The sequence below is a fragment of the Bradyrhizobium sp. USDA 4451 genome (assembly GCF_054822585.1).
Genome location: NZ_JBTRCH010000001.1, coordinates 1,081,723 through 1,105,907, shown reverse-complemented (window position 1 = coordinate 1,105,907; position 24,185 = coordinate 1,081,723). Strand labels below are relative to the sequence as shown.

Annotated in this window: 21 protein-coding genes and 2 pseudogenes; 9 read left to right on the top strand and 14 right to left on the bottom strand. The window is 64.6% G+C overall.

Features of this window, described 5'->3' with window-relative positions; translation table 11 throughout:
* Positions 1-13: 13 nt before the first annotated feature.
* Positions 14-1,123, top strand: coding sequence for an amidohydrolase family protein (locus tag ACVMB0_RS05115; RefSeq protein WP_461345505.1), 1,110 nt, complete (start codon positions 14-16; stop codon positions 1,121-1,123).
* A gap of 53 nt (positions 1,124-1,176) precedes the next feature.
* Positions 1,177-1,590 carry a Rieske (2Fe-2S) protein gene (locus ACVMB0_RS05110; RefSeq protein ID WP_016846808.1) on the top strand — a complete coding sequence of 138 codons (414 nt, stop codon included), beginning with the start codon at positions 1,177-1,179 and terminating at the stop codon, positions 1,588-1,590.
* A 188-nt stretch (positions 1,591-1,778) separates the two neighbouring features.
* Here the strand turns inward: ACVMB0_RS05110 and tcuB are convergent, their stop codons facing one another.
* From tcuB to ACVMB0_RS05085, 5 genes and pseudogenes are all read right to left on the bottom strand, one after another.
* On the bottom strand, positions 1,779-2,882 hold the full coding sequence (tcuB, locus tag ACVMB0_RS05105) for a tricarballylate utilization 4Fe-4S protein TcuB (RefSeq protein WP_461345504.1): 1,104 nt from the start codon (positions 2,880-2,882) through the stop codon (positions 1,779-1,781).
* Positions 2,883-2,966: 84 nt separating this feature from the next.
* Positions 2,967-4,001: an alpha/beta hydrolase gene (locus ACVMB0_RS05100; protein ID WP_461345503.1), complete on the bottom strand. Its 1,035-nt coding sequence runs from the start codon at positions 3,999-4,001 to the stop codon at positions 2,967-2,969.
* A gap of 24 nt (positions 4,002-4,025) precedes the next feature.
* Entirely contained in the window at positions 4,026-5,426 is a 1,401-nt protein-coding gene (tcuA, locus tag ACVMB0_RS05095; protein ID WP_456751870.1) for an FAD-dependent tricarballylate dehydrogenase TcuA, read from the bottom strand.
* Between the two features lie 132 nt (positions 5,427-5,558).
* Positions 5,559-6,869: a tricarballylate/proton symporter TcuC gene (gene tcuC, locus ACVMB0_RS05090; RefSeq protein ID WP_461345502.1), complete on the bottom strand. Its 1,311-nt coding sequence runs from the start codon at positions 6,867-6,869 to the stop codon at positions 5,559-5,561.
* A gap of 226 nt (positions 6,870-7,095) precedes the next feature.
* Positions 7,096-7,996 (bottom strand): annotated as a pseudogene (locus ACVMB0_RS05085) (transcriptional regulator GcvA).
* A gap of 118 nt (positions 7,997-8,114) precedes the next feature.
* On the opposite strand from ACVMB0_RS05085, the gene ACVMB0_RS05080 reads away from it, so the two are divergent.
* Both ACVMB0_RS05080 and ACVMB0_RS05075 read left to right on the top strand, forming a co-directional pair.
* Positions 8,115-8,318 carry a DUF1127 domain-containing protein gene (locus ACVMB0_RS05080; RefSeq protein ID WP_456751873.1) on the top strand — a complete coding sequence of 68 codons (204 nt, stop codon included), beginning with the start codon at positions 8,115-8,117 and terminating at the stop codon, positions 8,316-8,318.
* Between the two features lie 181 nt (positions 8,319-8,499).
* Complete coding sequence (locus ACVMB0_RS05075; protein ID WP_461345501.1) at positions 8,500-9,123, top strand: GNAT family N-acetyltransferase; 624 nt, start codon at positions 8,500-8,502, stop codon at positions 9,121-9,123.
* 160 nt (positions 9,124-9,283) lie between these two features.
* On the opposite strand, the gene ACVMB0_RS05070 is transcribed toward ACVMB0_RS05075, so the two are convergent.
* Positions 9,284-10,114 carry an oxidoreductase gene (locus tag ACVMB0_RS05070; RefSeq protein ID WP_461345500.1) on the bottom strand — a complete coding sequence of 277 codons (831 nt, stop codon included), beginning with the start codon at positions 10,112-10,114 and terminating at the stop codon, positions 9,284-9,286.
* 119 nt (positions 10,115-10,233) lie between these two features.
* Here ACVMB0_RS05070 and ACVMB0_RS05065 point away from each other — a divergent pair.
* A pseudogene (locus tag ACVMB0_RS05065) lies at positions 10,234-11,140 on the top strand (LysR family transcriptional regulator).
* Positions 11,141-11,261: 121 nt separating this feature from the next.
* On the opposite strand, the gene ACVMB0_RS05060 reads toward ACVMB0_RS05065, so the two are convergent.
* Both ACVMB0_RS05060 and ACVMB0_RS05055 read right to left on the bottom strand, forming a co-directional pair.
* Complete coding sequence (locus ACVMB0_RS05060; RefSeq protein WP_461345499.1) at positions 11,262-12,092, bottom strand: enoyl-CoA hydratase; 831 nt, start codon at positions 12,090-12,092, stop codon at positions 11,262-11,264.
* A 160-nt stretch (positions 12,093-12,252) separates the two neighbouring features.
* Positions 12,253-12,954, bottom strand: a complete 702-nt coding sequence (locus ACVMB0_RS05055; RefSeq protein WP_456751878.1) for an SDR family NAD(P)-dependent oxidoreductase — start codon at positions 12,952-12,954, stop codon at positions 12,253-12,255.
* A gap of 71 nt (positions 12,955-13,025) precedes the next feature.
* Between ACVMB0_RS05055 and ACVMB0_RS05050 the strand changes: the two genes are divergently transcribed.
* A complete protein-coding gene (locus tag ACVMB0_RS05050) occupies positions 13,026-14,804 on the top strand; it encodes an acyl-CoA dehydrogenase family protein (RefSeq protein ID WP_461349593.1) in 1,779 nt (592 codons plus the stop codon).
* A gap of 196 nt (positions 14,805-15,000) precedes the next feature.
* Positions 15,001-16,089, top strand: coding sequence for a Zn-dependent alcohol dehydrogenase (locus ACVMB0_RS05045; RefSeq protein WP_021081445.1), 1,089 nt, complete (start codon positions 15,001-15,003; stop codon positions 16,087-16,089).
* Between the two features lie 53 nt (positions 16,090-16,142).
* On the opposite strand, the gene ACVMB0_RS05040 is transcribed toward ACVMB0_RS05045, so the two are convergent.
* The 3 genes from ACVMB0_RS05040 to mbfA form a co-directional block, all read right to left on the bottom strand.
* Positions 16,143-16,496: a nuclear transport factor 2 family protein gene (locus ACVMB0_RS05040; protein ID WP_461345498.1), complete on the bottom strand. Its 354-nt coding sequence runs from the start codon at positions 16,494-16,496 to the stop codon at positions 16,143-16,145.
* A gap of 121 nt (positions 16,497-16,617) precedes the next feature.
* Positions 16,618-18,090 (bottom strand): amidase, encoded by a 1,473-nt coding sequence (locus ACVMB0_RS05035; RefSeq protein ID WP_461345497.1) that lies wholly within the window; start codon positions 18,088-18,090, stop codon positions 16,618-16,620.
* A gap of 101 nt (positions 18,091-18,191) precedes the next feature.
* Complete coding sequence (mbfA, locus tag ACVMB0_RS05030) at positions 18,192-19,163, bottom strand: iron exporter MbfA (protein WP_461345496.1); 972 nt, start codon at positions 19,161-19,163, stop codon at positions 18,192-18,194.
* Between the two features lie 167 nt (positions 19,164-19,330).
* Here mbfA and ACVMB0_RS05025 point away from each other — a divergent pair, with 167 nt between their 5' ends.
* Positions 19,331-20,053, top strand: a complete 723-nt coding sequence (locus tag ACVMB0_RS05025) for a hypothetical protein (RefSeq protein WP_456751884.1) — start codon at positions 19,331-19,333, stop codon at positions 20,051-20,053.
* Between the two features lie 72 nt (positions 20,054-20,125).
* Here ACVMB0_RS05025 and ACVMB0_RS05020 read toward each other — a convergent pair whose 3' ends face one another.
* Together ACVMB0_RS05020 and ACVMB0_RS05015 are read right to left on the bottom strand one after the other, a co-directional pair.
* A complete protein-coding gene (locus ACVMB0_RS05020; RefSeq protein ID WP_456751885.1) occupies positions 20,126-20,500 on the bottom strand; it encodes a hypothetical protein in 375 nt (124 codons plus the stop codon).
* Positions 20,501-20,619: 119 nt separating this feature from the next.
* A complete protein-coding gene (locus ACVMB0_RS05015; RefSeq protein WP_456751886.1) occupies positions 20,620-21,768 on the bottom strand; it encodes an alpha/beta fold hydrolase in 1,149 nt (382 codons plus the stop codon).
* Between the two features lie 163 nt (positions 21,769-21,931).
* Here ACVMB0_RS05015 and ACVMB0_RS05010 point away from each other — a divergent pair, with 163 nt between their 5' ends.
* A complete protein-coding gene (locus tag ACVMB0_RS05010; RefSeq protein ID WP_461345495.1) occupies positions 21,932-22,378 on the top strand; it encodes a hypothetical protein in 447 nt (148 codons plus the stop codon).
* 124 nt (positions 22,379-22,502) lie between these two features.
* Here the strand turns inward: ACVMB0_RS05010 and ACVMB0_RS05005 are convergent, their stop codons facing one another.
* Entirely contained in the window at positions 22,503-24,047 is a 1,545-nt protein-coding gene (locus ACVMB0_RS05005) for an acyl-CoA synthetase (RefSeq protein WP_461345494.1), read from the bottom strand.
* Positions 24,048-24,185: the final 138 nt, after the last annotated feature.

Genomic DNA, 24,185 nt, shown 5'->3' with positions numbered 1-24,185 from the left:
AGGAGACGACGCGATGAACGTCCAGATTCGTGAACGCCCCGAAGCGGCATCGTCAACCAGCATCAAGACCGCGATCGCCGATTGCGACATCCATCCGGCACGTGCGACCAAGGACGAGCTGTATCCTTATCTCGCCAAGCGCTGGCACGCGCATCTCGAGACCTTCGGCGTCCATGCCTATCAAGGCATGATGGAAGGCCCGCCCTACCCGAAGGCGCAGCCCAACGCGTCGCGCCGCGATGCCTATCCGCCGGAAGGCGGCCCGCAGGGCTCGTCGCTGTCCTTCATGCAGAAGCAGCATCTCGATCCCAACAATGTCGCGCTCGGCGTGCTCAACCCGCTCAACACCGGGCAGGGCCTGCGCAACCAGGACCTCGCCGGCGCGATCTGCTCGGCGATCAACGACTGGCAGATCGAGAAATGGACCAGCAAGGATTCACGCCTGAAAGGCTCGGTCGTCGTCCCCAATGAGGACGGCGTGTCCGCCGCGGCGGAAATCCGCAAGCGCGCGGGCGACACAAATTTCGTCCAGGTGCTGCTCTTGAGCCGCAATGTCGAGCCGCTCGGCCAGCGCCGCTACTGGCCGATCTATGAGGCGGCGCAGGAGGCGGGGCTGCCGATCGGCGTGCATGCCTTTGGCTTCGGCGGCAACCCGATCACCGCGTCGGGCTGGCCGAGCTACTACGTCGAGGAGATGGTCGGCCATTCGCAGTGCCAGCAGACCGCGCTGGCGAGCCTGGTGCTCGAAGGCGTGTTCGAACGTTTCCCGAAACTGAAGATGGTGATGGTCGAGGCCGGGTTCGGCTGGGCGCCGTCGCTGGCCTGGCGGCTCGACAAGGTGTTTGCGCGGCTGCACGCCGAGGTGCCGCATCTGACGCGCAAGCCGTCGGAGTACATCCGCGACCACATCTGGTGGACCACGCAGCCGATGGAGGACCCGGAAAGCCGCGACCATCTGTTCCAGACCATCGAGTGGATCGGCTGGGACAAGCTGCTGTTCGCGACCGACTATCCGCACTGGGACTACGACGAGCCGTCGCGCGTGCTGCCGGCCGGCGTCAGCGACGCCAACCGGCAGGCGTTCTATCTCGACAATGCCAAGCAGCTGTACGGTATCGCATGATCCGAAAACGTGGGAACCGGTTTTTCGAATCCGATCATGCGTGAGAACAACTGATGGCGCGCCATGTGATTGCCCCGGTGGACGAGTTGCCGCCGGGCTCGCGAAAATTCCTCGAGATCGACGGACGGCCGATCGCCGTTTTCAACGTCAAGGGCGAGTTCTTCGGCCTGTTGAACCGCTGCCCGCATCAGGGCGCGGCGCTGTGCGAGGGGCCGCTGATCGGGCTCGCCTCGTCGTCGGACCCGGGCGAGATCGAATACACCAAGCTCGGCGAGATCCTGCGCTGTCCCTGGCACGGCTGGGAGTTCGATATCCGCACCGGCCAGTCCTATTGCGACCCGCGCCGCTTCCGCGTGCGCGCCTATCCGGTCAGCGTCGAGCCGGGCACCAATGTGGTGAAGGGTCCTTATGTCGCCGAGACCATCAAGGTCGCGGTGGAAAGCGATTACGTGGTGGTGGATCTCTGACCACGCGTCATTCCGGGGCGCCGCGCAGCGGCGAGCCCGGAATCCATTTGACTACTTGCTCTCTGGCCCGATGGATTCCGGGTTCGCGTCATCCAAGTCGGCTGTTGCCGACTTGGACACTCAATATTTGCCGAACTCGGGTAAACCCGAGTCCGGCCGGCGCGCCCCGGAATGACGGCGGTTGGAGCTTACTCCACCATCATCTGCCGTTCCCGCGCGTAGCGCACCAGCGCGACGAAGCGGTAGATGCCGTGCACGAACTTGCCGTAGGGCATGGTGATGAACAGCGCGAACACCACGCCGAGATGCAGCGCCAGCAGCGGCCCCATCGCGGCGGTCTCGCGCCACAGCAGCAGGGCAAGGCCCGTGATGCTGGTCAGGAACAGCATCAGGATGAACGCGGTGTCCATGCCCATGGCCCGCTCATCGACCAGCACGCGATCGCGCGTCCATTTCTCGCTGAGCAGACCGATCGGGCCGACCACGAGCCCGATGCCGCCGAGCGTGCCGAGCACGACCGGCAGGTCCCACCACGCATAGGGCGCCTCGCGCGCCAGCAGATAGTGGTACAGCGTCGCGACGCAGGTCGCGGCGAAGCACAGCAGGAAGCCGTAGAAGGTGAGATGGTGATACAGCTTGCGGCGGTCGGTCGGATGGTCGTCCTCGTTGAAGCAGCCGACGCCGCCGCCGTCGAGATAGCGCAACTCGCCGGCATCGCGCACCGCCTGCAACAGCGATGTCGCATCCGTCGTCATGCCGACCGGCTCGCCGATATCGCGCCAGAACGCGCGCACGCCCATCATGAGCGCCAGGATGGCGTAGAGCAGGGCCAAGCCGAACAGCAGCGCCATCGCGTTGTGCGGCATCAGTTTGTAGAACGCGCCGGGACCGGTGTGGATGCCGGTCAGCACGCCGCGGTCGTTGATCGCGGCGAAGCCGAAGATGAAGGCGGCGACGCTGAGTGCCGCGATCAGGCTGATGACGAGGCCGTTGCGTGCAAACACGCCGGCAAAGGCGCGCGGCCAGGCATAGGCGGCATAGGATTCGGCGCGCGCCACCGCCAGCGTCTTCGGGACGTTGACATTGAATTCGTGCGGCGGCGAGAACTGGCAGTCGGTGTAGCAGGCGCCGCAAGCGTGGCAGAGGTTGGCAAGATAGTTGAGGTCGCCGTCGGAGAACGCGCGGCGCATCTCCATCGCGGGAAACACCGCGCACAGGCCCTCGCAATAGCGGCAGGAATTGCAAACCGTCATCAGACGGTCGGCTTCCTGCAATGTCCTCGTCCCGTGCATCTCAGACTCTTTGTTTGACGCGTTTTCCTGACGCGAGACCGGTAACCACTTCGCCGGAAAACGCTAGCCTTATCCCGTATCTCGCTACTGCTTCGTCAGTCCTTTGCCTTCCAGCCATGTCTGGATCAGGCCGGCGACCTCGGCGTTGTTCTTGTCCATCATCATCATGTGCGAATTGCCCTTGATGCCGACCTTGGGTAGGTCGACCACGTCGACGCTGCCGCCGGCGGCGCGGATGGCGTCGGCGAAGGCGCCGCCGGTGGCGCGGATCTTCGGCCAGCGCGAATCCCGCTCGATGTAATCGCCATAGACCATCAGGGTCGGGATATTCTTCAACGCGTCGACCTTGGCGGGATCGCCGACGCCGGCCGGCTCGATCGCGATCAGCGCCTTGACCTTGTCGGGGCGCGCCTGCGCGACCTTGAAGCCGAACGTGCCGGCCTGGCTGTGGAACAGGATGATGCAGGGGCCGACGCGATCGATCTCGGCGATGTAGGCCGCGATGGTCGCATCATCGGTGGTGGTCCAGCGTGGCACGTTCTGCTTGACGAAGTTCTCATAACCTTCGTTCGGGAACTGGCTGCCGGGCATCAGCTTGCGCTTGGCGGGATCCGGATCATAGGAGTCGGGGCCGTCGCCGATGCGAAATCGCTGGAACGGGTTCGCCGTGGTGAGGAACACCGGCTCGCCCTTGAAGATGTCGGGGTATTGCGCCCAGCCGGCGCGGCCGCGCTCGACCGCGTCCGAATTGTAGACGCTCCAGCCCTTGCGCAGGAAATAGTTCAGCCAGCCTTCGCGTCCGTCCGGCGTCGTCTCATAGGTGACGCCGGTCAGGCCGCCGCCATGCCACAGCAGCAGCGGATAGGCGCCTTTTTCGTTCTGCGGCAGGAAGTACTGCACGTACATCTGCTCGACCTGGTAGGTGCCGTTCGGATCGACTTTTGCAGGTACGCCGCCCGGCGTGAAGGTGACGTCCTTGACCGGCTTTCCCGTGATCTCGACCAGGCGGCCGCCGACATGGAACGAGCCCATGTCGCGCAGCGCGATCGGCTCGGCGGCTTTGCTCGTGGTCGCTGCCATCAGCGCGGCGGCTGCGGCGAACATGGCAAGACGTGACATCGGTCCTCTCCGATCGCGCAAGGCTCAATTCCGCGCATTCTTCGCCGCTTCCCGTCCGGCGACGCGGCCGAACACGCTGCCGATGGTCATGCCGATGCCGGCGGCGTAGCCCTTGCCGAGCACGTTGCCGGCCATGATCTCGCCGGCCGCGAACATGTTGGCGGATGGCTTGCCGTCCTTCATCAGTATCCGCGACTGCTTGTTCACGCGGGTGCCGAGATAGGTGAAGGTGATGCCGGGCCGCACCGGATAGGCGAGATAGGGCGGCGACTCGATCCTGCGCGCCCAATGCGTCTTGGCCGGCGTGATGCCTTCGGTGCGGCAGTCGTCGAGGACGGTGTGGTCGAAGGTGCCGGGCTGCACCGCGGCGTTGAACTCGGTGATGGTCTTTTCCAGCGCGGCTGGATCGAGCTCGAGCTTGCCGGCGAGCTCGGCGACCGTCGCGCCGGCGATCGGCGGAAACAGCGTCGGCATGAAGCTGGTCACCACGCTGGAGTCGAAGATGATGTAGGCGATCTGGTCCGGCTGGGCGGCGACCAGGCGGCCCCAGATCGCGTAGCGCTTCGGCCAGATGTCCTCGCCCTCGTCGTAGAAGCGCGCGGCATGCTTGTTGACGACGATGCCGAACACCACCGAGTCGTGGCGGGTGATGATGCCGCCGTCGAATTTCGGCGCACGGGCGTCGATCGCCACCGCATGGCATTGCGTGGGATCGCCGATCTCCTGCACGCCCTTCGCAAGCAGCATCTTGAGGATCGCGCCGCGATTATACGGCGTGCCGCGGATCAGGAAATTGTCGGCAGCCTCGCCCCAATATTCTTTCAGCCATTCGATATTGGCCTCGAAGCCGCCGGCGGCCGCGACCAGGGTCGAGGCACGCACCTCGGTCCTGCCGCCGACCGGCTGCTTCAGCTGCGCCGAGAGGAACATGCCGTGCTCGATGTTCAAGTCGATCACCTCGGCGTCGTAGAGGATGTCGACGCCGAGCTGCTCGGCGGTGCGATAGAGCGCGTTGAGCATCGCGCGGCCGCCGCCGAGAAAGAACGAATTGGTGCGGCCGAGGCTCAGCGTGCCGCCGAGCGAGGGCTGCCAGCGAACGCCCTGCTCGACGATCCAGTTCAGGATGTCCTTGGACTCGTGGATCATGAAGCGGGCCAGTTCCTCGTCGGTCTGGCCGCCGGTCACCAGCAGCAAATCCTTCCAGAACTCCTCCTCGGTGTAGGGACCGGTGAGGATCGCGGTCGCCGCGTCATGGGCGCAGCGCATGTTGCGGGTGTGACGGGTATTGCCGCCGCGGTAGAATTTCGGGGCGCCTTCCAGCACCAGCACCGAGGCGCCGGCGCGCCGCGCGCTGATCGCAGCGCAAAGCGCGGCGTTGCCGCCGCCGATCACCAGCACGTCGAACCTGCGCGTCAGATCAACCATGCGCTCTTGTTATCGTCGTTGGCATGGAAAGCAACAGGGGCAGGCGAATGAGCATGATCCGGAAAAGTGTGTAGCGGTTTTCCGATAGATCATGCTCAAATCGGGAGTCCTGCCCCGATTGCATGCGTGATATCAGGCCGCGACGGTCTCGCGCTGCTCGATGGTCTGGCCGCCGCGATAGACGATCAGCGCGGCGACGATGCCGAGCAGCGCGGCGCACATCAGCCAGTAGCCGGGCGAGGCCTTGTCACCGGTCTGCTGGATCAGCCAGGTCGAGGCGAACGGCGTGAAGGTGCCGAACAGGCCGGCCGCCAGCGCAAAAGCCAGCGAGAAGCAGGTGGTGCGGACATGGGCCGGCACGATCTCGACCAGGCAGCCCAGCATGGTGCCGCTGTAGACGCCGAAATAAAACGAGAACATCATCTCGACCGCCAGCATCTTGCCGAACGACGGATCGGTGACCAGCCAGTGCAGCGCCGGATAGGCGGTCACCAGCGACAGGCCGGCAATTGCCAGCAGCACCGGCTTGCGGCCGAGCCGGTCGGAGACCGCGCCGCCGACCGGATTCCAGATGAAATTGGTCACCGCCACCAGCAGCGTCACCAGCAGCGCATCCTGGGTCGAGAGCTTCAGCACGGTCTTGCCGAAGGTCGGCGTGTACACCGTGACGAAGTAGAAGGTGGTGGTGGTCAGCACCGCGATCATCATGCCGAGGATGACGATGCGCCAGTTGGCGACCGCCGAGGCAAAAACCTCGCTTGCGGTCGGATGCTTCTTCATCGCCAGGAATGCCGGAGTTTCTTCCAGCGTACGGCGCAGGAAGAAGATCACCGGGATGATCAGGCAGCCGACGAAGAACGGAATCCGCCAGCCCCAGGCCGCAACGGTTGCGGCCGGCATGCTCTCACTCAGGATGTAGCCGAGGATCGAGGCGACGAAGATCGCGACCTGCTGGCTCGCCGACTGGAATGAGGTATAGAAGCCGCGATTGCCGGGCGTGGCGATTTCAGCGAGATAGACCGAGACGCCGCCGAGCTCAACGCCGGCGGAAAAGCCCTGCAGCAGGCGGGCGATCAGCACGATGATCGGTGCGGCGATGCCGATCGACGCATAGGTCGGGCAGATCGCGATCACCACGGTGCCGACCGCCATGATTGCGAGCGTCACGATCAGGCCCTGGCGGCGGCCGATGCGGTCGATATAGGCGCCAAGCACGATCGCGCCGACCGGGCGCATCAGCGCGCCGAGCCAGAACACGCCGAAGGCGTTGAGCAGCGCGGCGGTCTCGTTCTCGGAGGGGAAGAAGGCCTTGGCGATGAGGGGCGCATAGAAGCCGAACAGAAAGAAATCGAACTGCTCGAGGAAATTGCCGCTGGTCGCACGCAGGATGGCGCCGAGGCGCGATTTGATTTGCGGGACTTGCGATGAACTCGACTGCGACATAACGGCCTTTCCTCCCCGTAGCAAAACGGCCAGCGTAAATTGCCACGCCGGCCAAGGCAGTTAACTGCCATATGCGGCAATTTGGCACGGCCGTCCGGCGCCACCAACCCGAAATCGTGCCGCTGCTATCGGAAAAAAGCCGTAGGCGAGAGCGGTTTCGAGCGAAGCGGACGCCGGTTCGCGTGAAGAAAACGCGTCATAACAAAACAGAGCCGCGTGCGCCGCATCACGGCGTCGTATGCGCGGTGGCGCCGAGCCAGGAGCGGAAGGCCGAGAGTTTGGGTGAATCGGCGCGTCCCTGGGGCGAGACCAGGTAGAAGCCTGCATCGGCGGGCAGCGCGATCTTGAAGGGAACCACAAGGCGGCCTTTGGCGATGTCGTCCTGCACATAGGAGGTGCGGCCCCATCGCGATGCCGATGCCGTCGATCGCGGCCTGCAGCGTCACGAACAGCAGGTCGAAGGTCACGCCCGGCTGCTTGGAAATATCGGTCGGCAGGCCTGCTGCAGTCAGCCACAGCCGCCAGTCGTCGCTGTTGGCGTTGCTGGTGTGCAGCAGCACGTGATCCCGGAGATCTTCAGGGCATTTCAGCGGCTTGTTTCCCTGCAGCAACGACGGGCTGCACACCGGAAACAGCTCGTCCGCCATCAGCCAGTCGGCGCGCAGGCCCGGCCATTGGCCGCGGCCATAGCGAATCGCCGCGTCGACCTTGTCGCGCTGGAAGTCGACCAGGCTGGTCGAGGTGGTGATGCGGACGTCGATGCCGGAATGCGCCTCCTGGAACGCCGACAGCCGCGGCAGCAGCCATTTGGCGGCGAGCGATGCCAAGGTCGAGACCGTCAGTACATGATCGTCGTCGCGGCGCAGCAGGCGATCGGTCGCGAGTCGGAGGTCGTTGAAGGCCGCGCGGACGCCGGGAAGGTATTCGGCAGCCTCCGGCGTCAGGCTCAGGGAGCGGTTCTGGCGGATGAACAGGCGGACGCCGAGCTCCTCTTCCAGCCGCCGGATCTGATGGCTGATCGCGGTCTGCGTCACGTTCAGTTCGGACGCCGCGACCGTGAAGCTCATGTGCCGCGCGGCGGCCTCGAAAGCCCTCAGGCCGTTCAGCGAAGGCAGCCGGCTGGTCATCCCTGATTTGCCTCCAAATACATGACTTTAATTCATGCGAAACGGTACAAAGTGTCGTTTGTGAACAAGTCGGATGGCGCAGATATTACTGCCAACAGGTTACCGAGAGGAGCCGCAAATGTCCATTTTCACCCATGAATCGATGACAAATCATCATACGCCGGGGCTTTTGCACCAGGTCGGCGAGACCCTGCATGTGTGGTGGGACCGCTATGAGCGCCGCCGCGAGCTGTCGCAGTGGACCGAGCGCGACCTGCACGACATCGGCATGTCCCGCAGCGACATCGTGTTCGAGACCGAGAAGCCGTTCTGGCGGGCCTGATGGGCCGCCGGAGCGCGACCAGCAGAAGTGGACGCCGGTTTTGCGTCCGGTCGCGCTCCAAACCTAAAGCAAGGCGCATGACCCGGCCGCCAAACCGCTTCACACTTTGGCGGGTCATGCGCCGCCCGGCGCTGCTTCCACCGAAGGGCGCCGGCCAATTTCTTCACCCGAGGAGCGTGTCATGACCGCGCTGCATCTCGACGATCTCAAGCAATACTCCGATGTGCTGCGCGCCAAGGACGGCAGCGAGATCAAGTTGCGCTTCGTCGAGCCGCGCGACCGCGAGGAGCTGCAGAGCTATATCCGCTCGCTCTCCGCGGCGTCCCGTTACAACCGCTTCCTGGGTGCACTGAGCGAGCTGCCGAGGACGGAGCTCGAGCGCTTCATCCATGTCGGCGAGGCTGACCGGTTCACGGTGGTCGCGACGATGCCGGTCGATGGCTTCGAGACCATCGTCGGCGAAGCCCGCTACGCCTTCCATGCCGATACGTCGAGCGTCGAGTTCGGCCTGTCGATCGATGACCGGTGGCAGGGCCACGGCATCGGCAAGGCGCTGTTGAAGAATCTCGAATGCCGCGCGGCGTCCTTTGGAGCCGAGCGCATCTTCGGCGATACGCTGCGGTCCAATGCGGCGATGATCGGCCTCGCCCGGAAGTCGGATTACGCTTTCACTGCCAGTCCCGGCGACTGGAAGCTGGTGCGCTTTGCCAAGGAGATCCACGTCGAACCGCAAGACATTCCCTGTGCCAGCTGGCGGCTTGCCGCCATTTCCCGCTCGGCCGCGATGTCCTCGCTTGCGGTTTGACTGACTAGGCCCGGTTCTGGCCCCTCCAGAACCGGGCCCTTTTCTTTCCGACGCTGTGACCTGTAGCCCGGATGCAGCGAAGCGCAATCCGGGATCGGTTTCACCGCGCCCCGGATTTCGCTTCGCTCCATCCGGCTAGAAGCACTCCCGTCACGCGACGCTATTCCGTAAAATCCGTCGACGTCGCGACCGCCCGCCATTCCGCGAGCTCTTTCGCAACAAACGCATTCTTCGTCTCGATTCGCTCGACCGTGTCGCTGCCGAGCGGCAGCCGCAGCGGCGGGTTCTGCGCGTTGACGAGTTGCAGCATCGCGCCCGCAAGCTTGCGCGGGTCGCCGCGCTGGCCGTGGTTGAACTCGACGGCTGCGGCGCGGGTCTTGCCGACGCTCGCGTGATAATCCTCGATCTGATGCGCGGTGCGCGACAGCGAAGCGTCGTCGAGGAAGTCGGTGCGGAAGAAGCCGGGCTCGACCACGGTCACCTTGATGCCGAGCGGTGCGACTTCGGCCGCCAGTGCCTCGCTGATGCCTTCCACCGCGAACTTGGTCGCGCCGTAGACGCCCCAGCCGGGATAGCCGGTGTAGCCGCCGACCGACGAGATGTTGATGATGTGGCCGGAGCGCTGCCGGCGCATATGCGGCAGCACCGCGCGGGCAACGCCGAGCAGGCCGAACACGTTGGTGCCGAACAGACGCTGGGTTTCTTCAGCACTGGCTTCCTCGATCGCGCCGAGCAGGCCGTAGCCGGCATTGTTGATCAGGATATCGATGCGGCCGAACGTCTTGACCGCTTCGCTCGCCGCAGCGTGAGCTTCGGTCTCCCTGGTGACGTCCAGCCTGGTGGCCAGCAGCCGCTCATGCCGGCCGAGCCGTGCCACGACGGTTGCGGGGTCGCGGGCGGTCGCAACCACTGCATCACCTGCCTTGAGCGCGGCCTCCGCAATCAGGGCGCCAAATCCCCGGGAAGCTCCTGTGATGAACCAGACACGCATGATCTTGCCCTTTTCTGTTGGGCCCGGCGCAGTGCCAGGCTGATGGGCAAGGGATAGCCTCTCGCCATAATTGAGATAATCCGCTATGAATTTCGTAAGCTGTTGAGAAAAATTCATCAATGCGGATCGATCCCTCCGACCTCGCAACGTTCCTCGCGATCGCCCGCCACAAGAGCTTTCGCGCGGCGGCGACCGAGCTTGGCGTGTCGGCCTCGGCGCTGTCGCATGCGCTGCGCAATATCGAGGAGCGGCTCGATCTGCGCCTCGTCAACCGCACCACCCGCAGCGTCGCGCTGACCGAGGCCCGGCGAGCTCTTGTTCGCGCGGATCAGCCCGGCGTTCCGCGACATCGACGACGCGCTGGAGGATCTCAACAATTTTCGCGGACGTCCGGCGGGCACGCTGCGCTTCACCGCGGCGCGCCAATCGGCGCAGCTGGTGCTGCTGCCGATCGTCACGCACTTCCTGAAGGCGTTTCCCGACATCAGCGTCGAAATCATGATCAACGACGCGCTGATCGACATGGTCGCCGCGGGCTTCGACGCCGGCGTCCGCTTCGGCGAGACCATTGCCGCCGACATGATCGCGGTCCCGATCGGTCCGCGGCATCGCTTCGCCGTGGTCGGCTCGCCGGGCTATTTCAAGGTCCACAAGCCGCCGGTCACGCCGCATGATCTGAGGGGATTGCCCTGCATCCGCTATCGATTCACCTCAGGTGCGGTCTATCGTTGGGAGTTCGAACGCGGCGGCATCGAGGTCGATATCGACGTCGCGGGACCGCTGACGTTGAACGACCAGGACCTGATGGTCGATGCGGCGCTCGACGGAGCGGGGCTCGCTTACGTGTTCGAGGCGCAGGTCGAGACGCTGATCGCGAAAAAGAAGCTGGTGCGCGTGCTGGCCGACTGGTGTCCAGCCTATCCCGGCTTCTTCCTCTATTACCCCAGCCGCCGCCAATTGCCGGCTGCGCTGCGCGCGTTCGTGGATTTTTCGCGCAGCCAACATCCTAGCCCGGATGGAGCGTAGCGCAATCCGGGGAGGCTCTATCCGCGCTCAGACTGATCCCGGATTTCGCTGCGCTCCATCCGGGCTACGCACTTGTGAGCCTCTCCCACAAGCGAGAGGTGACTTCAAAGGCGCTACGCGCTCAGCTCCCCCGAAACACCGGCTTGCGCTTTTCGATGAAGGCCTGCACCGCCTCCTTGTGATCGGCCGTCGTGGTGAGGCGGATCAGCCGCTCGGCCTCGTGGTCGCGCGCGGTGGCGAAATCGAATTGTAGCGCTTCGTCAAGATTGTCCTTCATGTAGCGCAGCGCCAGTGTCGGGCCTTCGGCGATCGACTTTGCCAGCGCGAACGCTTCGTCCTGGAGTGCTTCGTCAGGCACCACGCGGTTGACGAGGCCGATCTGCTCGCATCTGGCGGCGTCGACCTTCTCCGAGGTGAACATCAATTCGCGGGCGCGCGAGGTGCCGACCAGCCGCGTCAACAGCCAGGCCATGCCGTAATCGCCGCTCAGCGCCACGCGCAGATAGCCGGTCGAGATGAAGGCGGATTGCGCCGCGATCCGGATATCGCAGGCCATCGCGATCGCAAGCCCGGCGCCGACCGCGGGGCCGGGAAGTGCTGCAATGGTCGGCTTGCGCACCGAGGCGAGCGCGCCGGTCAGCAGGCGCTGGCGCTCCTGCAGATCCGCGACCTTGTCCTCATAGGACATTTCGAGCTTCTTCGGGTCGCGATTGGCGCCCATGCCCTTGACGTTGCCGCCGGCGCAGAACGCCTTGCCGGCGCCGGTGACCAGCAGCACGCCGACCTCGGGATTCTCGCCGCAGGTCCGGATCATGGTGCGCAGCGCAGGCGTCAGCGTGTCCGACAGCGAGTTGCGCGCATCCGGGCGGTTCAGCGTGATGATGGCGACGCGGTCGCGGATCACGCAGAGCAGTTCGTCGGTGCCGGTCTCGATCTTGATTTCGTTCGACATGTTTTCCTTCCCCAGTTCAATCCGTCATTGCGAGCGCAGCGAAGCAATCCATGCCGCCGCAAGTCGAGGAAATGGATTGCTTCGTCGCTTCGCTCCTCGCAATGACGAATGCGGCGGCGATTTAGGCCCATCCTACGTCGATTACATGATCTTCGTCATCTCAAAACTTCTCGACCCAGGGCCGCAATTCCAGCTCCCAGCTCCAGGCGCTGCGCGGCTGTTGCAGCACGTTCCAGTAGCTCAGCGCAATCGCATCGGGATCGAGCATCGAGTCCGGCTTATCGGCGGGCTCGGTGCGGGCGGCGCTGCGGATGCCGCCGTCGATCACGAAATGCGCGACATGGATACCTTGCGGCGATAGTTCGCGCGCCATGCTCTGCGCCAGGCCGCGCAGCGCGAACTTGCCCATCGCGAACGGCGCCGATTGCGCATAGCCCTTGACGCTGGCGGAGGCGCCGGTGAACAGGATCGCACCCTTCCTGTTGGGCAGCATGCGCTTCGCCGCCTCTTGCGCCACCAGGAAGCCGCCGAACGCCGAGACCGCGATCGCCTGCTCGACCTCTGACGGCACGAGTTCGACGAACGGCCCGCGGCTGCGACCACTGGCGTTGTAGACCACGAGATCAGGCGTTCCGACCTCGCGCTCGACCAGGCCGAAAAGCCGCTCGACATCCTCGGCCTTGGTGGTGTCGCAGGCATAGGCCTTCGCGCCGGTTTCGGTGCAGAGCGCGCCGAGCTTCTCGATACTGCGGGCGCCCAGCGCCACGCGAATTCCCTCCCGCGAAAATAGCCGCGTCAGCGAGGCGCTGAGGCCCGCGCCGGCGCCGACGATCAGGGCGATCTTGTATTTTGGAATATCCATTGGGCTTTCCTTTGCTCGGCCGGAGGAGGATAGTCGTGCCCAAACAAATGAGCACCGCAGCCGGGAATTCAATGCAGCCGCACAAGCAGGATCCGAAAACGTCCGCCAGCCAGCCGGGCCTGTTGGCGCCCGACACCACGGGAATGAATTTCTACCGGGCCGATCCGGCGCTATCGGACCTTCTGAAACTGCATCTGCCTGAGGCGTTGTTCCGCCACATCGAGCCGCATCTCGACCGGCTCGGCGGATTGGCCGGCGGCACGCTCGACGAATACGCGCGGCTCGCCGACCGGCATACGCCGGTGCTGCACCAGCGCGACAAGTTCGGCCGCGACGTGCAAACAATCGAATATCATCCGGCCTATCGCGAGCTCGAGAAGGCCGCGTTCGGAGAGTTCGGCATCCATGCGCTGTCGCTCCGCAAGGGGATCATGGGCTGGCCCGACAAATATCCCGTGGTGGCCAAGCACGCCTTCACTTTCCTGTTCAACCAGACCGAATTCGGCATGGGCTGTCCGATTAACGTCACCGACGGATGCGCGAAGCTGCTGGCTAATTTCGGCAGCGAGGCGTTGAAGGCGAAATATTTGGACGGACTGACCCAGACCGACATGAGCAAGCTCACGCAGGGTGGCCAGTTCATGACCGAGAAGGAAGGCGGCTCCGATGTCGGCACACTGACCACCCGCGCCGTGCAGGAGGGCGACCACTGGCGGCTCTATGGCGAGAAGTGGTTCTGCTCGAACGCCGATGCCAAGGTGGTGATGCTGCTGGCGCGCCCCGAGGGCGCGGGGCCGGGCACCAAAGGCGTCGGCCTGTTCCTGATGCCGCGCTTCCTCGACGACGGCTCGCAGAACCACTATCGGATCGTGCGCTTGAAGGACAAGCTCGGCACCCGCTCGATGGCCTCGGGCGAGATCAAGTTCGACGGTGCGATCGCCTACGCCGTCGGCAAGCTCGATCGCGGTTTCGTGCAGATGGCCGAGATGGTGAATTCGTCGCGGCTCTCCAATGGCGTGAAGTCGACCGCGTTGATGCGCCGTGCCTGGCATGATGCGATCACGGTGGCGCGCGGGCGCGTGGTGTTCGGCCAGCGCATCATCGACCTGCCGCTGGCGCGGCGCCAGCTGATGAAGATCATGCTGCCGACCGAGCAGGCGCTGTCGATGAGCTTCCTGACCGCGGACGCGCTCGACCGCGCCGAGGCCGGCAGCCAGGATGCCGCAGCGCTGCTGCGTATCCTGACCCCGACCCTGAAATTCCGCGCCACCCGTGATGCCCGAAAAGTCTGCGGCGACGCGATGGAGATGCGCGGCGGCATCGGCTACATCGAGGAATTCGTCACGCCGCGGCTGCTGCGCGATGCGCATCTCGGTTCGATCTGGGAGGGCACCGGCAACATCGTCGCAATCGATGCGCTGAAGCGTGCGGTGGGACGTCACGGCGCCGACCATGCGCTCGCCGCCGATCTGCATGCGCGGCTCGACGACAGCCCGAATGTGCCGCTGGCGTGGCGCAGCCGGCTGCGCGATCTCAGCGACCGTGCGATCGCGTTTGCGCGCGAGGTCGCAAGCCGTATCGACAATGAGGGCGATGCGCGGCGCGCCACCAGCCTGCTCTATCATGTCGCAAGCGCCGTGGCGCTGGCGTGGGAAGGCGGACGCATCCACGAGATGCGCGGCGACGCGCGCCGGCTGTTGCTGTCGCGGATGGTGATCGATCACCGCGTGATGTCGGGCGATCCGTTCCGGCTAACGGAAAATACCGTTCAGCGCAGGATCACAGAGCACCTGCTCGGCGAGCGCGCCGTCGGCATCGCCGAGGTTGGCGAATTGCTCCTCGCAGCGTAGGCTGATCTTCGGCCGCTCGCGCACTCTCACCTCTCCCATCGGGAGAGGTCGGATCGCGCCAGCGATCCGGGTGAGGGGTTGCGCTCCATCGATAGATATGAACCCCTCACCCGGACCGCATCTTCGATGCGCTCCGACCTCTCCCCTTGGGAGAGGTGGAGAGCGGGCACAACAAAAAACATGAGAGGAAATTCCGATGAAGGCCGCCGTCCTGCATGAAGTCAATCAGCCGCTGGTGATCGAGGATGTCAGCGTGCCCAATCCGGGACCGCGCGAGGTCCTGATCCGCACTGCGGTCGCTGGCCTCTGCCATTCCGACCTGCACTTCATGGAAGGCCTTTATCCGCATCCGCTGCCGGCGGTGCTCGGTCATGAATCGGCCGGCGTGGTCGAGAAGGTCGGCTCCGACGTCAACTATGTGAAGCCCGGCGACCACGTCGTGACGTGCCTCTCGGTGTTCTGCGGCACCTGCGACAATTGCACCACCGGCCGCACCGTGCTGTGCACCGACACCACGGTGAAGATGCTGCCGGGCGCCTCCAATCGGCTGTCCTGGGGCAGGAAGGAGAAGCTCAATCAATTTCTCAACCTGTCGTCGTTCGCCGAGCAGATGCTGGTGCATGAGAACGCCATCGTGAAGATCAAGAAGGAGATGCCGCTCGATCTCGCCGCGTTGATCGGCTGCGGCGTCATCACCGGTTACGGCGCGGTGGTGAACACCGCGAAGGTGACCGCGGGCGAGACCGTGGCTGTGATCGGCTGCGGCGGCGTCGGCATGGCCGCGATCAACGGCGCGCAGATCGCCGGCGCCGGCCGCATCATCGCGATCGACACCAATCCGGCCAAGCTGCAACTCGCGACCAAACTGGGCGCCACCGACATCGTGGATCCCGCCCGCGGCGACGTGGTCCAGCAGGTGCGCGAGCTCACCGGCGGCGGCGTGCAGCACTCCTTCGAGGTGCTCGGCCGCAAGGACACCGCCGAGCAGGCCTTCGCCATGCTGGCGGCAGGCGGCACCGCGACCATCGTCGGCATGATCCCGTTCGGCCAGAAGATCGAGCTGCACGGCTTCGACTTCCTGCGCGAGCGGCGCATCCAGGGCTCGTCGATGGGCTCGAACCACTTCCGCGTCGACATGCCGCGCCTGGTCGACTTCTACATGCGCGGCAGACTGCATCTGGAGGACTGGATTTCGGCCAAGCTGAAGCTGTCCGAGATCAACGAGGGCTTTGCCAACATGAAGGCCGGCAAGACGCTGCGCAGCGTGATCATGTTCGATAGCTGATTGTCTGTCGTCCCGGCCTTCGCCGGGACGACAGTTGAGATTGGCGTCCGTCTTCACCGCGCCACATGCGCGGACACCGCGAGCCATTTCCCGTTCTGCCGCGCCCAGCAGTCGGTGTAGCGGCCATAGGCCTGCTCGCCGTCGGCGTTGAGATAGCTGGTGCGGGCGTGGATGATGGCGAAATCGCCGAGGACGCGGATTTTGACGTCCTCGGCTTTCAGTCCCTTGATCTTCACCGGGATCGCCGTCTGCTTCAGGAAGGCGGTGCGGTCGACCAGGCTCTTGTCGGGATTGGTGCAGTAGAAGTCCTGCGCCAGGATCTCGTCAAAGCGCTTGACGTCGCAGTTCTGAACGGAATCGACGTAATCCTTGTTGAGTTTTGTGAGTTCTTCGAGGTCTGTGCTCACCGGTTTCCCCTGTTGTTCGTCATTGCGAGCGCAGCGAAGCAATCCATTTCTCTGCCTGCCGAGATGTGGATTGCTTCGTCGCTTTGCTCCTCGCAATGACGGCGTCTAGAGTCTTCGTGTGTCAATCATCAAACATCTTCGGCGGCACGAAGCCGCCGAATTCGCGCTCGATCAGCTCGGCGAGCTTCAGCGGCGTGCGGTCCTCGAGCCACGGGCCGACGATCTGCACGCCGATCGGCAGTCCGTCGGGCGCAAAGCCGGTCGGGATCGCGGTCGAGGGCAGGCCGGGCAGGGTCGCGATGCCGGGCCAGGCGAGCTGGTCGGTGTAGACGTGCGGCACGCCGTCGATCAGGATCTTGCGCTGCTCCTGGTCGGGCGAATGATCGTGCGGATAGGCCGGCGTCGGCATGATCGGGCAGATCACCGCGTCGAACGATTTGAACAGCTCGCGCCACTGCGCGCGCAACCGCGCACGGCCGCCGTCGGCGATCACCCAGTCGCGATGGCTGAGCGCGATGCCGCGTAGCCGTTCGGCCTGCAGACTGGTGTTGTCGGCAGGCAGCGCCGCAGCGGCGGCGCAGGCGCCGGCATAGACTTCCGGCGGGAACGTGGCCGCGAGGAACGACAGCAGCATCCGCATATAGAGACGCGAGGAGGCGGCGAAGTCCGGCAGCAGCGGGCTCGCGCGAGAGACCTTCGCGCCGGCCTTGTCGAGGTTGCTGGCAAGCTTGTCGATGCTTCCCCGGATCACCCTGTCGGTCGGCAGCACCGGATCGCTGTCGATAACGAGGATGCGGAAATCCTTCAGGCTCGCGTGGCGCGCCGCCGGCAGGTCGAGGCGATAGGCCTTGCCCGCTTCGAGCGGATCGGGACCGGCCATCACGTCGAGCACCAGCGCGAGGTCGGCCGCGCCGCGCGCCATCGGGCCGATCACCGACAGATCGCGATCGAACGGCAGTGGCGGCAGCGGCGGCGGCGTGTGGCCGCGCGACGGCAGCAGCGCGAAGGTCGGCTTGTGCGCATAGATGCCGCAGTGGAATGCCGGCACCCGCAGCGAGCCGCCGATGTCGGAGCCCAGCGACAGCGCGCCGTAACCCGCAGCGAGCGCGGCCGACGATCCGCCGGAGGAGCCGCCCGGCGTGCGGCCGAGATCGTAAGGGTTGTTGGTGGTGCCGTAGATCTCGTTATAGCTCTGCCAGTCGGCGAGGCCGACCGGCACGTTGGTCTTGCCGAGGATCACGCCGCCGGCGTCCTTCACCCGCTGGACCGCGAGCGCGTCTTCGGTCGGCGTGAAATCCTTGTGCGGCGGAAAGCCCCAGGTGGTCGGCAAGCCCGCGACGTTGAAGGATTCCTTCACCGTCATGGGAATGCCGAGCAGCGGCCGGTGCTCGCCGCGCGCAATCGCGGCGTCGGCAGCGCGGGCCGCGGCGAGGCCGCGCTCGAAATCGCGCACGCAGACCGCATTGACCTTGCCGTCATGGCGCTCGATGCGGCCGATCGCATCCTCCGCGAGCTCCACGGCCGAGACCTCTTTCTTGCGCAGCGCCGCCGACAATTCGACGGCGGTCTTGAAACTCCAGTGCGATTTGGCCACGGCATGCTCCCGGTTCTGGTTGTTGGCGCGATGATGGGCAGTTTGGCTGCCGCCCGCAAGCGCTGTAACCGCGGCACCGCCGCCGTGCTTGATCGGAATTGCTACGCCGCGCCGATCAAGATGCCGACTGCGAGCACGATCGCGCCGCCGAGCACGATCTGGAACACCGCCTGCAGGAACGGCGTGTCCATGTAGCGCGAGCGGATGAAGGCGATCGCCCACAATTCGAAGAACACGACGATTCCGGCGATTGCGGTCGCGATCCAGAACGCATTCGGCCAGGCATCCGGCACCAGATAGGGAATGGTGTGGCCGAGGCCGCCGAGCGTCGTCATCAATCCGCAGGTGAGGCCGCGCAGCCAGGGCGAGCCGCGGCCGGTCAGCGAGCCGTCGTCGGACAGCGCCTCGGCAAAGCCCATGCTGATGCCGGCGCCGATCGACGCGGCCAGCCCGACCAGGAAGGTCTGCCAATTGTGATGGGTCGCGAAGGCGGCGGCGAACAGCGGCGCCAAGGTCGAGACCGAGCCGTCCATCAGTCCGGCAAGTCCCGGCTGCACATATTGCAGCACGAACATCCGCCGCCGCGTGCGGTCTTCCTCCGCGCGCACATCGGGCTTGAGGATCTCGCCGGTCAGCTTGATCGCGAGCTTCTCGTGGCCTTTCTCCTCCTCGGCGAGATCGCCGAGCAGCCGGCGCACGCCGGTATCCTCGGCCTTCTCGGCCGCCTTGGCGTAGAAGCGTTCGGCCTCGAGCTCCATGGTCTCGACTTCCTTGCGGATGGTGTCGAGCGGCAGGTTCTTGGTCAGCCAGATCGGGCGCCGGCGCAGAAAGCCTTTGACGTCCTCACGCCGGATCGGCGGCAGATGCGGACCGAAGCGTTGCTCGTAGGTTTCCAGCAGCCGGTGGCGATGGCCGCGCTCCTCCTCGGCCATCTCCTCGAAGATCTTTGCGGTATCAGGATAGCGGCTGGCAAGATCCTCGGCGAAGGACATGTAGATGCGGCTGTCCTCCTCTTCGGAGGCAATCGCGACCGCCAGCACCTCGCGCTCGGTCAGATCGGCGAAATTCTTCACGGCAACGCCTTATTCATCCAACTTAGAATTAGAATAATTCTAATATTGATCATCGGCGCGCCGGTCAACCGAAAGGGCCATTGGCTGGCACCGTTTTTGATCACGATGAAGGGAACCAGGCGTTTCCGCGCCCGTTCGAGTTCCGGTGCTGATCAGCGGGGGACTCCATGAGCACGGTCAAATATCGCCTGAACGATCCACGCCTGGCGCCGCGGCGGACCAGGCTCGAGATTCCCGGCTGGGCGGGTCAGCGCGAGCCGCGCGCCGACGGCTCACGCGAACAGGTCTGGCATTGCGTGCCGTTCTCGGAGGGTGCGCAATACGGCATCGAGCTGTTCTATCCCTACGACTTCGAGCTGCATGTCACCACGCGCGATGGGCAACTGCATCTCGATGCCGATTGGGGCGAACCGCCGGACAGCGGCGTGCAGTGGCCACCGTTCCGCAATTTCGGCACCACGTTCTATACCTACCAGATCCTGCTCGACCTCAAGGTCGAACCGGGCATGGCGGTCCGCACCGAGCCGCATCCGCGCTTCTATACCGACCGTACCGACACGGTGCCGATCGCCGTTCCGGCGCTGATCCGCAACTGGTGGCCGATGATGTTCTTCTGCGTGTTCAAGGCGCCGGCCGAGGGCCGCACGCACATCTTCCGGCCGAACGAGCCGTTCGCGCAGATCATCGTGATCCCGGAAGAGGCGGGTTTTCAGCTCGAGCCGATGGGCGAGGAGGAAGCCGCCGAACGCGAATTGCAGGCGCGCCGCATCTACAACAGCCGGCCGAAGCTCGCCGCCGGCACGGAATGGACCTCGTCGACCGATACGGTGTTCGACGGCACCTATCGCCATCTGCATCGTGCGGCAAAGGAGAAAGCGCGCGGCGACTGAGACGTCATAGGCTCTTAGACCAAAACAGCGGGGCCTGCGGGCCCCGCTGCCTTATCACACGTCAGCCGACGCTCAGTAGTCGCGTCGATAGAAGCTGTGGTGATGATGGTGGTGATGGTGATGATATCGCCGATAGCGCGGCACCACGATGACGCGAGGCCCGTAGCCGCGATCATAGTCGCGATAGTAGCCGTGATGGTGGTGGTGATGGTGGTGGTGGTGATGATGGTAGAACTGCGCGACTTGCACGTTCTCGCGTGCCTGCGGCGGCGCAGTCTCGTCGAGCGCTTGCAGCTTCGCCGAAGCGTTCGAGATCGGCTCCAGCAGCTCTGCGTAGGAATTCGCGCGCAATACGTCGGTCGGCGCGGGCGCCGGTGCGGCTTGCACCGTTCCGAGCGCACCGAGCGATGCGACCGCGCCCAACAGTCCGGCGATCTTCTTTTCCATAGTCCTCCTCCAGGTCAGGTCGCCGGACAAAGGACCGGCTGAGCGCAACGCCGGGTTCCATCGAATGTTCCTCGGAATGTTCCTCGAAATGTCTGGAACATTGCCTGTTGCGTCCGCCGCTATTGCACCGCACGCGCGACGAACTGGAGCAGCAGCCGGCTCACCTCGTCCGGCTGCTCCTGCTGCACCCAGTGGCCGGCGCCGTCGACGAGGTGGCAGCCGATCATGTTGGTGCAGACATTGGTCTGCATCGTCTCGAACACGCCGGGCCGCTGATAGGTGCCCCAATCCTGCTTGCCCGAGATGAACGCCGACGGCTGATCGATGCGGCGGCCGCTCCAGGTCTGCAATTCCGCCGTGAACGCGCCCGACGTGCCACAGCGATACCATTGCAGTCCGCCCTGGAATCCCGTGCGCTGATACTCCGCGCTGTAATAGGCGAGCTCGCGATCCGGCAGCCAAAGGTTGGCGGCGATCGCCTCGCGTGACGGCATCTCTTCGGCCACCGTCGCCGCCATGCCCCTAGCGAGATCCATCACATAATAGGTCGGCAGCTTTGCCAGCTCGCCCGCCGACCAGGATTGCAGCGGGTACGGCTTGTTGTCTTTCCAGTCCGCGCTCTTGTGATGATAGTAGGCGCGCAGGAAATCGTGCACGCCTTGCGGTGCGCGATGCATGTCGTCGTTGGCGGGGCGCGTCGAATAGTACCATTGGTAGTGCTTGCGCGGCCGCGGCAGCGCGGCGAGTTCGCGATGCACGGGGTCTTCGGCCGCTTGCTTCGCCGGTACGTTCGCCGTGTTGAACGGCAGTGCCGGCGGTCCTGCGAACGGCGCGCTCATCATCACCACCGCGCGGAACACGTCGGGCCGGATCAGTGCGCACCATGCCGCGACCGACGAACCGAAATCATGCCCGATCACCGCGTCTACGTGCTTGTAGCCGAACGCTGCGACCAGCCCGAGCGCATCGCGCACCAGGTTGGGCAGGCGGAATGACGCAAGGTCGCCGTCATAATCCGCGCTCCAGCCGGTGGTGCGGCCATAGCCGCGCTGGTCCGGCGCGATCACGTGATAGCCGGCCGCAGCGAGCTTCGGCATCACCTTGCGCCAGGAAAACGCTAATTCCGGAAAGCCGTGCAGCAGCAATAGGCAAGGCCGGCCGGATGTTTCGAAGCCGGCTTCGAGCACATGCATGGTGAGGCCGTTGATGCCATCGACATAGCGCGAGCGGATGGTTGCGGGCAGCGGGACGTCGGGGAGCGTTTCCATCTGAGATCACCTGTTGGGCATCGTCGCACAACCAGCGCATTTTGCTGTATGCTGACGGCCATTGATTCACGATAGCAACTTTGCCCAGGGGATGCATACCGCATGCGCCACGCGAGGATTGCAGAGCTGGCCGGCTCGATGTCGCGTCTCGGGCCTGATGATCGTGGCCGCTGGTCTTGTGCTGGTGTCTGCCGTGCGCGCAGCCGACATCAAGGAGCTCACCGAAAAACTGCCGCACGCCTATATCGGCGAGTTCCTGTGGGACGGCGACAATACGGTGCAGAACGTCGTCATCACCTTCGACAAGGTCAAGGCTCTGAACGAGCAGAATGCGGAAGCGCGCGGCTGCGGTTCATATGAAGCTGGGCGTCAGGTGACGAAGATCGGTGTGGAGATGTTCATCCGGCTGTCCGATCTCGAGGTCGAGATTTTTGAGCGGTCGCCCGACGGCAACGGATCGTTCGAGACCGAAGGCAGCCATCGCGGCAAACTGTCGGACGATCTTCAGCGGATCGATGCGCAGTGGACCACCACCGCCAATGGCAAGCACGGCCAACTGCATCTGCGCGCTGCGGCTTCCGCCGCCTGCGAGCCGGCGGCGGAGTTGTAGGTCAGATTGGAGTTGTCGAGCGCGATCAGCTTCGTCGGGTGGGCAAAGCGTTAGCGTGCCCACCATCGCGAGCAGAGCATGGAGGGTGGGCACGGCGCTATCGCGCCTTTACGCCCTCCGAAATTTACGCCTTGGCCGGCGCCTTCGGCCAATATTTGTCGCGCAGGTGCCGCTTCACCAACTTTCCGGTCGGCGTGCGCGGCAGCTCCTGCTCGAAATCGATACTCCTGGGGCATTTGATCGGCGACAGGTGCTGGCGGCAGAACGCGATCAGCTCGGCCTCGAGCGCCTTGCCGGCCCTGCCGATGTCGTGCGGCTGCACCACGGCCTTGACCTCCTCGCCCATCTCCTCGTTCGGCACGCCGAACACCGCGACATCGGAGACCGCCGGATGCGTGATCAGCACGTCCTCGGTCTCCTGCGGATAGATGTTCACGCCGCCGGAGATGATCATGTAGCTCTTGCGGTCGGTCAGATAGAGGAAGCCCTCTTCATCGAGATAGCCGACGTCGCCGAGCGTCGACCAGCCCCTGGCGTTGTAGGCCTTCTTCGTCTTCTCGGGATCGTTGTGATAGGAAAACGCCGGCGCGTCGGCAAAATAGACCTGACCGATCTGCCCCGTCGGCGCCTCCTGCTCGTTCTCGTCCAGGATCTTGACCTTGCCGACCACGGCGCGGCCGACCGTGCCGCGGTGGGTCAGCCATTGCTGCGAGGTCGAGACCGTGACGCCGTTGCCTTCGGAGCCGGCATAATACTCGATCAGGATCGGTCCCCACCAATCGATCATCTTCGCTTTCACGTCGACCGGGCAGGGCGCCGCGGCGTGGATCGCGCCCTTCAGCGAGGAGACGTTGTAGCGGGCACGCACCTCGTCGGGCAGCTTCAGCATGCGAACGAACATGGTCGGCACCAGCTGCGACTGCGTCACCTTGTGGGTCTCGACCTGCTTCAGGAATTCCTCGGCGTCGAAATGCTCCATGATGACGGAGGTGCCGCCGAGCACCGTCGCCATCATGTTGAAGCGCAAGGGAGCCGCGTGATAGAGCGGCGCCGGCGACAGATAGATCGAGTCGGCGTTCATGCCGCACATGTCGGCGGTGAGAATGCGCAGGAACGGGTTCGGCACGTCGATCCGGTTGCCCTCGAACTGCTTCTTGATGCCCTTGGGCCGGCCGGTGGTGCCGGAGGAATACAGCATGTCGTAGCCGGCGACCTCGTCGGCAATGGGCGTGGTCGGCTGCGCGACGGCCTCCTTGTCGTAGGAGCGGAACCCCGGCGCCGGCTCGTCCATCATGTAGAACAGCGGTTCGCCGGGTTCGCCCTTGATCAGGCCCTTCACCTTGTCGGCGCATTGCGGCGTGGTGATGAAAACCTTGGCGCCGCAGTCTTTGATGATGTAGGCGATCTCCTCTTCGGTCAGATAACGGCTGATCGCGGTGTAATACAGCCCCGAGCGCTGCGCGGCCCAGCAGATCTCCATGAAGGCGAGCCGGTTTTCCATCAACAGCGCGATGTGGTCGCCGGCCTTTAGGCCAAGCGAACGGAACAGATGCGCGCCCTGGTTCGAGAGTTCGTCGAGCTCGCGATAGGTGATCGCCTTGCCGGATGACGCCATCTGGTAGGCGATCTTGTTCGGATGGTTACGCGCGTGGATGGACGGATGGGTCAAAGGTGTTTCCTCAGGTGATGCGTCGTCCCTGCGAAAGCAGGGACCCATAACCACCGTGTTGTGTTGTTGAAATGAGTTGGGGCCGCAGCCCGGCATAACCACATCGACCTGTGGTCATGGGTCCCGGCTCAAGGCCGG

Coding starts and splice junctions, on each gene's coding strand:
- ACVMB0_RS05115 (WP_461345505.1), top strand. CDS start 14: ATGAACGTCCAGATTCGTGAACGCCCCGAAGCGGCATCGTCAACCAGC.
- ACVMB0_RS05025 (WP_456751884.1), top strand. CDS start 19,331: ATGAGCACGGTCAAATATCGCCTGAACGATCCACGCCTGGCGCCGCGG.
- ACVMB0_RS05070 (WP_461345500.1), bottom strand. CDS start 10,114: ATGCGTGTCTGGTTCATCACAGGAGCTTCCCGGGGATTTGGCGCCCTG.
- ACVMB0_RS05080 (WP_456751873.1), top strand. CDS start 8,115: ATGTCCATTTTCACCCATGAATCGATGACAAATCATCATACGCCGGGG.
- ACVMB0_RS05055 (WP_456751878.1), bottom strand. CDS start 12,954: ATGGATATTCCAAAATACAAGATCGCCCTGATCGTCGGCGCCGGCGCG.
- tcuC (WP_461345502.1), bottom strand. CDS start 6,869: ATGTCGCAGTCGAGTTCATCGCAAGTCCCGCAAATCAAATCGCGCCTC.
- tcuA (WP_456751870.1), bottom strand. CDS start 5,426: ATGGTTGATCTGACGCGCAGGTTCGACGTGCTGGTGATCGGCGGCGGC.
- ACVMB0_RS05020 (WP_456751885.1), bottom strand. CDS start 20,500: ATGGAAAAGAAGATCGCCGGACTGTTGGGCGCGGTCGCATCGCTCGGT.
- ACVMB0_RS05060 (WP_461345499.1), bottom strand. CDS start 12,092: ATGTCGAACGAAATCAAGATCGAGACCGGCACCGACGAACTGCTCTGC.
- tcuB (WP_461345504.1), bottom strand. CDS start 2,882: ATGCACGGGACGAGGACATTGCAGGAAGCCGACCGTCTGATGACGGTT.
- ACVMB0_RS05015 (WP_456751886.1), bottom strand. CDS start 21,768: ATGGAAACGCTCCCCGACGTCCCGCTGCCCGCAACCATCCGCTCGCGC.
- ACVMB0_RS05110 (WP_016846808.1), top strand. CDS start 1,177: ATGGCGCGCCATGTGATTGCCCCGGTGGACGAGTTGCCGCCGGGCTCG.
- ACVMB0_RS05045 (WP_021081445.1), top strand. CDS start 15,001: ATGAAGGCCGCCGTCCTGCATGAAGTCAATCAGCCGCTGGTGATCGAG.
- ACVMB0_RS05075 (WP_461345501.1), top strand. CDS start 8,500: ATGACCGCGCTGCATCTCGACGATCTCAAGCAATACTCCGATGTGCTG.
- ACVMB0_RS05050 (WP_461349593.1), top strand. CDS start 13,026: ATGCAGCCGCACAAGCAGGATCCGAAAACGTCCGCCAGCCAGCCGGGC.
- ACVMB0_RS05100 (WP_461345503.1), bottom strand. CDS start 4,001: ATGTCACGTCTTGCCATGTTCGCCGCAGCCGCCGCGCTGATGGCAGCG.